Annotated in this window: 3 protein-coding genes and 1 pseudogene; all 4 read right to left on the reverse strand. The window is 74.8% G+C overall.

The annotated features are described in order from the left end of the window. Positions 1-315, reverse strand: a pseudogene (locus C1I93_RS27555) (hypothetical protein); the annotation flags it as partial. A 2-nt stretch (positions 316-317) separates the two neighbouring features. After that, the gene (locus tag C1I93_RS27560; RefSeq protein ID WP_438819594.1) at positions 318-2870 is read right to left on the reverse strand and encodes an FtsK/SpoIIIE domain-containing protein; all 2553 of its coding nucleotides are present in this window, start codon (positions 2868-2870) and stop codon (positions 318-320) included. Positions 2871-2996: 126 nt separating this feature from the next. After that, positions 2997-3308 carry a hypothetical protein gene (locus C1I93_RS32785; protein ID WP_258378361.1) on the reverse strand — a complete coding sequence of 104 codons (312 nt, stop codon included), beginning with the start codon at positions 3306-3308 and terminating at the stop codon, positions 2997-2999. After that, positions 3305-5668, reverse strand: a complete 2364-nt coding sequence (locus C1I93_RS27565; protein ID WP_258378362.1) for a type 1 periplasmic-binding domain-containing protein — start codon at positions 5666-5668, stop codon at positions 3305-3307. The genes C1I93_RS32785 and C1I93_RS27565 overlap by 4 nt, the downstream gene beginning before the upstream one ends. Positions 5669-5824: the final 156 nt, after the last annotated feature.

The raw sequence follows: 5824 nt of genomic DNA on the forward strand, positions 1-5824 counted from the left end.
GCCCCCACCAGGCCCCCCACCTGTCGCCCCGCCGGTGTCGGGTCCGCCGGTCGGGTACGCCGGCGCGCGACCGGAACCGGGGACCGGGCCGACCGGCGGCGCAGCCGCCGCGCCGGGGGTGCCGGGGGTGACGCCGATGGTGTGGCCGAGCTGGTCGAGGCGCTGGCCCTGGGCGGTGAGCCGGTGGTCCAGGGAGGCCACGGCGGCGTCCAGATCGCGGCGGCGTTGGGCCTCGGCGGCGGCGCCCTGTTCACCGGCGCGCTGCTGGCTGGCCAGGTGGCGGGCCAGTGCGGCGTACTCCTCGAAAGTGGACACGCTCACTCCTGCCCGTCGGAAGAGTGTTCGTCGCGGGCGAACGGCACGATCAGTCGTACCCGCTGGTCGTGCCGGTCGACGAGCAACGCCCGGTCGGCGCGGGGAGTGTATGCCAGGTCGTGCACGCCCAGGTGCAGGCCGAGGTCGGCGCCGGGCACGTTCAACGCGACAAGGCAGGCGATGTCGTCGCGGTTCTGCGTGCCGCCGAGGTCGTCGGCGAGCCGGCGCAGCCCGCGCCACCAGCCGAGCAGGTGCACCCCGTGACCGGGGCCCTGGCGCAGCAGGGTACGCAGGTCGTCGTGGCCGGAGCGGAACGTGCTGGGGTCGCTCTCGGCGAGCAGTCCGGCGGCGGCGTCCATCCCGAAGACCACCAGATACGTGCGCCCCGACGACCCGGCGTCAGCCCCGGAACCGGCGGCGGTGCGGCCGGTCGAGGTGCTGGCGAGCAGGCCGATGTTGGCGCGCAGGGCGACGGTGTCGAGGCGCTCGACCAGGTGCCCGGCGGCGGCCAGCGCGGCGGCGGTGTCGTCTGCGGCGGTGTCGGCGGCGGCGACCAGGGGCGCGAGCAGGAAGGCCGCCTCGCCCGGGGCGTGCTGCCGGGCCAGGCTCAACGTGGCGGCGCGCAGCACCTCGGCGCCGGTGGCGGCGGTGCCGACCACGGCCAGGTGCCGGCCGGGCGCGGTGTCCATGATGAACAGCGCGGTGGTGCCGTCCACGTCGACGGTCCGGCCGACCAGGGCGAGGGGACGCCGGCCGCCGGGGCGCAGCCCGGTGAAGGTGGCGTCGTCCTCGACCCGGGCCGTGTCGAACCCGCGGAACACCGACGGGGATCGGGAGCCCGCCGGGCGGGCCTGCCACAGCTCGTGCCGCAGCCGGGTCAGCTCACCGGCGGCCGCGGAGGCGTCCGGGAAGCGGATCACGGTGTTCGCGCCGGGCGCGCCGGCGGCGGTGTTGACCACTGCCGAACCGACCGGCAGGGTCGCCGCCGCGTCGTTGAGCTGGTCGAGCACTCCCCCGCCGCCGGGCAGCGCCACCCGCAACGCGAACTGCCCGAAGACCGCTTCGGCCCGGCCGTAGAGCGCCTCGATGCCGGTCGTGCTCTGGCTGGCCAACACCAGGTGTACGCCGTACGAGCGGCCCTTGCGGGCCAGCTCCTCCAGCAGGTTCACCGCTTCCCTGGCGATCGGGTCGTTGCCGGCGAGCAGCACCTGGAACTCGTCGATCACCGCGACGATGCGCGGCACAGTGGTGTCGGCGGGCAGGTCGGCGAGCTTGGTGACGCCGTGCCGCTTGAGCGCGGTGGCTCGCCGGTTCAGTTCGCGCCGCAGCTCACGGAGCACGGCCACGCCGTACTCGCGGTCGCTCTCGATGCCCACCGCGCGGGCGTGCGGCAGCCAGGACGGATCGCGGCCGGTGGGGACGAACTCGGTGAAGCTCACCCCCTCCTTGAAGTCGAGCAGATAGAGCTGCAACTGGGCAGGGGAGTAGCGGGCGGCCAGCCCGTAGAGGACGTCGAGCAGGAAGACGGTCTTGCCGGCGCCGGTGCGCCCGCCGACCAGCCAGTGCGGGGTGGCGTCGTCGAAGGCCATCGCGAAGGCGTCCCGCCCGGCCCGGCCCACCACGGTACGCAGCCCGGCGCGGGCCGAGTCGGCCCACCGCTGGGCGGGCAGCAGGTCGGCGAAGTCCACCGCACCACCACGCCGGGCGGCGGCGCCCAGGTGGGCGGCGAGGGCGGCGACCGAGCCCGGCGGGGGATCCCCGTCGAGTCGTACCGGCGCGGCGAGGCCGCTGCCGTCGGTGCTGAACGGCGCGTCGGGTGGATCGCCGACGTGAGCGTGTCCGCCGGTCAGCCGCAGCGTGGTGGTGGCGCCCAGCCGGGGCGACGGATCGGTGGGGGTGCCCGGCGACCAGCCGGCGAGCAGGACACAGACCGCCGCCGCCGGCCCGGCGTGGGTGAGCGCGGCGAGGCGGGCCGCCTCCCGGGGCGAGCCGACGGCGGTGCTGACCACCACCAGCAGGTCCTGGTCCGGGCGTACGGCCTGCTGGGCGGTGCGGGCGTGCCGTTCGGCGGCGTCGAGCGCGGCCGACACCTCCGCCTCGGTGGTGGCCGGCGGGTCGATGACGCCCGCGTCGAGCAGTGGGCGCAGCGGGCCGAAGGTGGCGCCGAGAGCGGCGGTGTCCAGCCCGACCACCCGTACGCCACCGGGCGGCGCGGTGGCCAGCAGCCGCAGCACCAGGGCCCGCAGCAGACCGGCCACGGCCGGGTCGCGGCCGTCGGCCTCGATCGCCAGGTGACGCCCGCCACCGAGCGGCAGCAGCACCGGGAAACCGCCGCCGGCGGTGGTGGCGGCACCGACGCGTACCGGCACCGGTTGGTGGGCCAGCGGGGTGCCCGGGACGGGGGTGGCCAGCGCGTCGCCGACGCGGGCCAGCCGGGCGACGATCTCCGGATCGGTTGCCGGGGTGTCCGGGGTGCCGGCCGCGCGCATCGCGTCGCGGGCGGCGTCGAGGTGCGCCCGGGCGGCGTGGTGAGCGGCGACCGCGTGCCCGTACACCGACGCGAGCCTGCCCAACCTCTGCCCCCCACCGCCGAGCGCCGCCTGGTCCGCAGAAACCATAACGGACGGCCGTGGACCGGCACAGTCGGCGAACCGCACGTGTCGGCCACGCTGACCGGTGGGTCAGGGTACGGGCTCGCAAATGGCCGGGGCTGCCTCGTCGGCGTTGCCACAGTGGAACACCTCCACCGCCTCGGCCGCCAGGTCAGGCACCCGCTCCACCCGCATCAGCGAGATCCGTTTGTCCAGCGGCTCGCCGGAGTCGGGTTGGTAGCGGATCAGCCCGGACACCCCGCGCTGACCGACGCCGGTGTTCTGCCGCAGCACCTCGGCGTGCACCCCGCTCGGGTTTATCGATCGAGGCTCCCAGCGGCTGCGGGGGCTGGTGTGGTGCAGCCGGGCGGCGAGGCTCTCCACCGCGCGTACCATCATCATCGCCGCGTCGTAGGCGAGGCTGACCCGCTCGCCGACCGGCTGTGGATCTTCCGGGCGGCAGCGCGGCGGGTCGAGCAGGTCGGGCGCCTGCACCAGCGCGAGGAAGCTGGCCCGGGCGTCGTCGCGGCGCTGTTGGGCCTCGCGCAACGCGGCGCAGGTCGCCAGGGCGGCCTTCGACACATAGGTGACCGGGATGTTGCCGGGGCGGCGGTACGCAGACTCGGGTTGGCCATGTAGCGGTTCACCGAGTCGTCGGTGACCAGGTGTTTCGGTGGGTCGCTGCCGCAGGCGCGCAGGGCCCGCAGGAAGCCGTCGAACTCCGACCACCGGCCGGCGTAGAAGAGCAGGCCCGGGTAGCCGCATTCGGTGGTGAGCGGGGTGCCGGTGCGCCACTCGGCCAGCCGGGTGATCCGCTCGCCGAGGCGCTGCCGCAGCCCTTCGACCAGAGTGTTGACATAGAGGTCGTCGTCGAGCGAGCTGTTCTCGCCGGTGGTGTAGTAGACGTGCGCCTCGTCCACCTTGAGCACCTGCCGGGCGTACGCCTCGACCATCCGTACCTGATCGGTGTTGGGTGCGGAGATCTGCAGGTAGAGCCGGGAGTTGGCGTCCATCCGGTCGGCGGACAGGGTGGGTGCGAGCACCGGCAGGCCGACCCGGTTGAGTTCGCGCAACGCCTCGGCGGTGCTGGTCCGGCTGTCCACCATGCCCACCACGCCGAGCACCGTCGGGTCGTCGCGGGCCAGTTCGGCGAGCATCGGCACGGTCTGGTCGGCGTGGCGCATCTGCCGGCCGCCGTTGGCCACCACGATGCGCAGCAACGCCGCGCCGTCGGTGCCCGCCGACTCCTGGAGCAGGGCCCGCTGGGCGGCCGCCATACCCTCCAGTTCCTCGCGTTCGGAGACGTACGACTCCTCGTCGTCGCGGGTCCGGTTGCCGGTCAGCGTGCCCAGGTAGACCAGGGTGAGGTACGGCTTGCGCCGGTCGCTGCGCCGCCACACCCGCTCGGCGTCGCGATTCTGGGCGAAGATCCGCCGTTGCACGGCGCGGAGCCGGTCCTGCCCGGGGTCGGTGTTGAACACGTGGGCGGCGCTGTCGCTGTAGCCGACGCACTCCCCCTCCACCACCCGCACCGCCACGTCACCGGTGAGCGACGGATGGCAGCCCGGCGCCCACCGCGTGCCGACCCAGAGGCCACCGGCGGCGACCAGGACCAGACAGAGTGCCGCCGGCAGGAACCGCCGCGACCACCAGGGCGGGTCGGGTGCGGCGAAGGCACGTACCGCGCCGCGTGGCGGTGGGCCGGCATCGGTGTCGTCCGGACGGAACACCACCCACCAGGCGGCGGCGCGGCGCAGCCGCCGCATCTCGGGCAACGCGTCGGACCACTCGTCGTACGCCTCGTCGGCGTCGCCGAGTGAATGCGGCTCGGGCAGTTCCGGCGGCGGATGCTCGGCCGCCACCACGACCAGCAGCGGGTCGTTGCGGCCGGTCTCGTTACGGACGTCGTTGAGCAGCCGGACCAGGACGTGACCGACGCCGCCGGCGGTGACGTGGTCGATCAGCAGCACCGGGTACGCGGTGCGCCGCCAGTCCGACGGCCGCCAGGGCCGACGACGGTACGCCTGCCGCAGGTCCTCCAGGAAGGCGTGCAGCAGCAGCTTGTTCACCTGGTCGGGTTGTTCCCCGTCGCGCCAGCCGGCAGTGAGCCGCTCGGCGAAGCCGAGGAAGGTGACCGACTGCCGGGGCGCGAGATACTGCTGGCGCATGAACCACCGGTACGGCCGGCCGACCAGCGGCACCCGGCCGGAGACGGCGACCCGGAAGAGCACCCCCGGCACCACCCGGCGGGCCAGCCAGAGCAGCACCTGCGTGGCCAGGCTCACCACGTCCGAACCGGTGGGGGTCGCCTCGCCGCCCGCGGTGCGGGCCTGTCGGTCGCGCAGCCGGCGGAGCAGGGTCGCCCGGCCGTCCTCGGCATCGTGGTCGAATCCCTGGTGCATCAGCCAGTCGGCGAGCCGATAGTGGCGGAATCGCAGCCGTGCCGTGCCGAACGCCTCCAGGCAGAGCTGGCGGTGCAGGTCCCGCAGCAGCATCGGTACGTCCACCCCGGGTGGGCACGCGGCGACGTCGAGCACCGCGTGCGGCACCCGTCGCCGTGGCCCCTGGCCGAGGAAGCGGCGCAGCAGCGGCATCGGGTCGCCCGCGACGGCGGTACGCACCAGCCAGATCACCGGCAGCCGGTGCTCACCTCGGCGAGGTCGCCGCAGCAGGCGCGTGAGCAGGGCGAGCAGCTCCAGCCCCCCGGCGGGGATCCGATCCCGTACCGGTGGGGCCGGCGGTCGGCCGGTCGTCTCCCTCATGCCCACCCCCGACAATCACGGACAGTGCACAGTGGTCCGCCCAGTGTGGCGAACGCCGGCAACGTCCGTCATCGCGCTGGCAACGTACCTGCCCACAAAGCCGACTGGCCGCAGGCGACGGGACCGGCGGTGGGCCGCAGGCGACGGGACCGGCGG

This window comes from Micromonospora endophytica (assembly GCF_003236305.1).
In the GTDB taxonomy this organism is placed as follows: domain Bacteria; phylum Actinomycetota; class Actinomycetes; order Mycobacteriales; family Micromonosporaceae; genus Micromonospora; species Micromonospora endophytica.

Excerpts from the sequence above, each read along its gene's own strand:
- C1I93_RS32785 (WP_258378361.1), bottom strand. The coding sequence starts at position 3,308 with ATGATGATGGTACGCGCGGTGGAGAGCCTCGCCGCCCGGCTGCACCAC.
- C1I93_RS27565 (WP_258378362.1), bottom strand. The coding sequence starts at position 5,668 with ATGAGGGAGACGACCGGCCGACCGCCGGCCCCACCGGTACGGGATCGG.